Source organism: Bradyrhizobium sp. (assembly GCF_049581145.1).
In the GTDB taxonomy this organism is placed as follows: domain Bacteria; phylum Pseudomonadota; class Alphaproteobacteria; order Rhizobiales; family Xanthobacteraceae; genus Bradyrhizobium.
This window is the reverse complement of record NZ_JBAURI010000878.1, coordinates 1-4,241: the sequence shown is the minus strand read 5'-3', so window position 1 is coordinate 4,241 and position 4,241 is coordinate 1. Positions and strand designations below refer to the sequence as shown.

Sequence of the window (4,241 nt, the reverse complement as noted above, 5' to 3'; positions counted from 1 at the left end):
CTCGAACACTGACCGGATTGTCCTTCAGCCACGCCAGCACCTCGGCGGCGTTCCGGTCGGGCGGAAACACCGGATAGAACACGTGGCTGATGCGGGCATCGTCGATGATCAGCGCCAGCCGCTTGATCAGGGTCAGTCCCGCGACCGCCATGGTCGGCAGGTCGAGCGCGCGCGTCATCTCGAGCTTCTCGTCCGACAGGACGGGGAACGGCAGATGCAGCCGCGAGGCCATCTCGGTCTGGTAGGCATTGCTCTGTGTCGACAGCCCGAACACCTGCGCGGCACCGGCCGCCTTCAGATCGGCGAACAGGTCGCGGAAGGCGCAGGTGTGCGGCGTGCAGCCCCGCGCGCCCGGGATCATGTCCCAGTCGTCGACCAGCGCGATCTTGCCGGGCTCGCCGGTCCGCGGATAGGCGAACACGACGGTGCGTCCCGGCAATGCGGACAAGGTGACCATCGCATCATCCGTTGCCATCAGGCTCACCGGCGGGATCGCCATGCCCGTCAGATGGGCCGCCCCGCCATCATCCGCCGGCGCCGGAATCGCGCTCCAGTCGACGTCGAGCAGGCTCTTTTGGTTCATTGCGTCATTCTCCATCGGCCGTCATTGCCTGCGACAAACCCGAAGCGTTGGCGCAAGGGAGTACTTGCGGCGAAGCAATCGAGTCTTTGCGATCCCGGATATTGGATTGTGTCGCCGCGCTTGCAATGACGGACAAGACCGTTGTGATGGGCTGCCTCCGGCCTGAATATCATCCCCGCGCCCGCATCAGGCGGCTCTTCTCGCGGCCCCAGTCGCGCTTCTTCTCGCTCTCGCGCTTGTCGTGCAGCTTCTTGCCCTTGGCGACCGCCAGCAGCAGCTTGGCCCGGCCGCGCTCGTTGAAATAGAGTTTCAAGGGAATCAGCGTCATGCCCTCGCGGTCGACGGCGCCCAGCAATTTGTTGATCTGCTTGCGATGCAGCAACAGCTTGCGCGGCCGCTTCGGCTCGTGATTGAAGCGGTTGGCCTGCAGATATTCCGGAATATTGGCGTTGATCAGCCAGATCTCGCCGTCCTTGGAATCGGCATAGGATTCCGCGATCGTGGTCTTGCCGCTGCGGATCGACTTGACCTCGGTGCCGGTCAGCGAGATGCCCGCCTCAACCGTGTCCTCGATCGCATAGTTGAAACGCGCCTTGCGGTTTTCCGCGACGACCTTGATCGGACGCTCTTTCTTCTCAGCCACGTCAAGCCTTCTTCAGGAGATCTCGGATCTCGGTCAACAGTTCGACCTCGGGCGCGGGCTTGGGCGGCGCGGCAGGAGCGGCCTCATCGCGCCGCTTCAACTGGTTCATGAGACGAATCACGATGAACAGCACGAAGGCGATGATCAGGAAATTCAGCGTCAGGGTAAGGAAGTTGCCCCAAGCCAGCACGGCGCCCTGCTTCTTCGCGTCCGCCAGATTGCCCGCCGTGACCGCCTTCGACAGCGGCGTGAAGTAGTTCGAGAAGTCGAGACCGCCGGTGATCGCGCCGATGATCGGCATGATGATGTCGCCCACCAGCGAATTGACGATGGCGCCGAACGCCGCGCCGATGATGACGCCGACCGCGAGGTCGACGACATTGCCCTTCATTGCGAATTCGCGAAATTCCTTCAACATCACTTACCTCCAACTGGTCACAGGGCAAACAATCTCGTTACCAGCCATGAGGTTGCAAAACGGCGAAAATCGAGTCGATCAGCCCGGCCAGTTGATCAGCCAGTCTAGTTGATCAGGCCTGCATGAACCATGGCGCTGCGAACCGCGCTGCGGGTGGATTCGGTTACCGGCACCATCGGCAGGCGCAGCCTCTCGTCGAGTTTGCCGAGCAGCGACAGGGCATATTTTACCGGCGCCGGATTGGACTCGATGAAGAGATTGGTATGCAGCGGCATCAGCTTGTCATGCAGCTTCAGCGCGGTCGCGACATCGCCGCGCCGCCAGGCGACATGAAACTCCGAACACAGGCGCGGAGCGACGTTGGACGTCACGGAGATGCAGCCATGGCCGCCATGGGCCATATAGCCGAGCACGGTGGCGTCCTCGCCCGACAGCTGGTTGAAGTCCTCGCCCATCGCGGCGCGCTGCTGCGAGACCCGCACCATGCTCGCGGTCGCGTCCTTGACGCCGGCGATGTTCTTCAGTTCGAACAGCCGCGTCATGGTATCGACCGACATGTCGATCACCGAGCGCGGCGGAATGTTGTAGATGATGATGGGAATGGCGATCGCGTCGTTGATCGCCTTGAAGTGCTGGTACATGCCTTCCTGGGTCGGCTTGTTGTAGTAGGGCGTCACCACCAGCACCGCGTCGGCGCCCGCCCGCTCCGCATGCTGGGCGAGCTCGATCGCCTCCTTGGTCGAATTGGAGCCGGCACCCGCGATCACGGGAACCCGGCCCTTGGCTTCCGCGATACACCATTCGACCACCCGCTTATGCTCGTCGTGACTCAAGGTCGGACTTTCACCGGTGGTGCCGACCGGGACGAGGCCGTTGGTTCCCTCGGCAATCTGCCAGTTGACCAGCGCGCGGAAGGCGGCCTCGTCGAGCGAGCCGTTGTTGAACGGCGTGACCAGGGCCGTGAAGGACCCCCGGAATGTCGTCTTGGCTGCCATGAACTCCTCCGGAACGCCGATTGCGTATCGTTTGCCTGAATAAGGCAGTCATACCGGGTCTGGCGCCCCCGCGAAAGGGCCGCCGGCCTGTTCCCCCGTGGCAGCGAGCCGGATCTCGGCCGCGATTTTGCCGCGGTGCCGGCGCAAAATCCCGGCCATTCCGTGCGCTTAATCATTAGTTAATGGTCTGTCAGCGTATTCAGTCCAATCTAGCTCCGCCCTGGGCGATCAGATGATTCGCGAAGGAACGCCGTGACAGCTTTTGCCCGCGCAGCCGCGTTGCGATCGACGGCCTTATCGACGGTACTGGTGGTCGGCCTGGCGCTCGCGGCCGGGCTGCCGGCGTTCGCGGCAGACGGAAAGGCCAAGGCAAGAATTCCACTGCCGAGACCGCGACCGATCGTACGCAACGCCGTGCTCAACGCCGCGCCGAAAAAAGCCGCGACGACCGGCAGCGTCTCGGCCAAGGAAACCGCTTCCGCGACGCCGATCCATGCGTCCGCGCTGCGCCCGCGCGCCGCTTCACCGCCCCTGCCCCACAAGCCGATCGTCCCGGCCGCGGTCGCCGCGACCTCATCGACCTCGCAAGGCGACAGCCAGGCGCTCGAGAACGTCATCGATCTCATCCGCAAGCACGACCCCGCGGCCGCGACCCAGACGGAGGCGACGATCTCCGATCCGGTGGCGCGCAAGCTCGCGGAATGGATCATCCTGCGCAGCGACGACAATGGCGCCGACGTCGAGCGGTACCGCGCGTTCATCGCGGCCAATCCGAGCTGGCCTTCGCAGAGCTTCCTGCGGCGGCGGCTGGAAGCCGCGCTGTGGGACGACAAGCGCGAGGATTCGACCGTGCTGTCCTGGTTCGAGAACGAAACGCCGCTGTCGGCCAAGGGCCGCTTCGCGCTGGCCAAGGCGCTGCTGGGGCGCGGCGATCGCGCCAATGCCGAGCGGCTGGTGCGCGAGGCCTGGCGCAACGACGCGATGTCGGAAGAGACCGAGAATGCCGCGCTCGATCAGTTCGGTGCGCTGCTCTCGGCGGGCGATCAGAAGGCGCGAATGGATTCGCTGCTCTATGGCAGCGAGCACGAGGCCGCGCTGCGCGCGGCGAAGCGGCTCGGCGCCGGCTATGTCGCGCTGGCCAAGGCGCGCATCGCCGCCTACAGGAAGGCCGAGAATGCCGGCGCGCTGCTTGATGCCGTTCCGTCGGAACTGCACGGCGATCCCGGCTTTGTCTTCAGCCGGATCCAGTTGCTGCGACGCGAGGACAAGATCACCGAGGCCGCGCAGCTGATGCTGGCCGCGCCGCGAGATCCCGCCCGCCTCTATAATGTCGACGAATGGTGGATCGAGCGACGGCTGCTGGCGCGCAAGCTGATCGATCTCGGCGAGCACCGCACCGCCTACCTGATCGCGCGCGACGCCGCGCTGCCGACCCGCGACATCTACAAGACCGAGCAGGAGTTTACGGCAGGCTGGATCGCGTTGCGCTTCCTCAACGATCCCGCGGCCGCCGCGCAGCATTTCGCCAGGATCGGCGTCGGCAGCGTCAACCCGACCACGCTCGCGCGGGCCGGCTACTGGCAGGGCCGCGCGGCCGAAGCC

General features: G+C 64.8%; 4 protein-coding genes and 1 pseudogene. 1 reads left to right on the top strand and 4 read right to left on the bottom strand.

Annotated elements, in window-relative coordinates:
* From WCB02_RS28715 to dapA, 4 genes are all read right to left on the bottom strand, one after another.
* A partial coding sequence (locus tag WCB02_RS28715) for a peroxiredoxin (protein ID WP_423963129.1) occupies window positions 1-583 on the bottom strand: 583 nt, incomplete at its 3' end.
* 169 nt (window positions 584-752) lie between these two features.
* Window positions 753-1,226 (bottom strand): SsrA-binding protein SmpB, encoded by a 474-nt coding sequence (smpB, locus tag WCB02_RS28710; RefSeq protein WP_423963128.1) that lies wholly within the window; start codon window positions 1,224-1,226, stop codon window positions 753-755.
* Window position 1,227: 1 nt separating this feature from the next.
* Window positions 1,228-1,644: a large conductance mechanosensitive channel protein MscL gene (gene mscL / locus WCB02_RS28705; protein WP_423963127.1), complete on the bottom strand. Its 417-nt coding sequence runs from the start codon at window positions 1,642-1,644 to the stop codon at window positions 1,228-1,230.
* 104 nt (window positions 1,645-1,748) lie between these two features.
* Window positions 1,749-2,639 carry a 4-hydroxy-tetrahydrodipicolinate synthase gene (gene dapA, locus WCB02_RS28700; RefSeq protein WP_423963126.1) on the bottom strand — a complete coding sequence of 297 codons (891 nt, stop codon included), beginning with the start codon at window positions 2,637-2,639 and terminating at the stop codon, window positions 1,749-1,751.
* Between the two features lie 252 nt (window positions 2,640-2,891).
* Here dapA and WCB02_RS28695 point away from each other — a divergent pair.
* Window positions 2,892-4,241: pseudogene (locus tag WCB02_RS28695) on the top strand (lytic transglycosylase domain-containing protein); the annotation flags it as partial.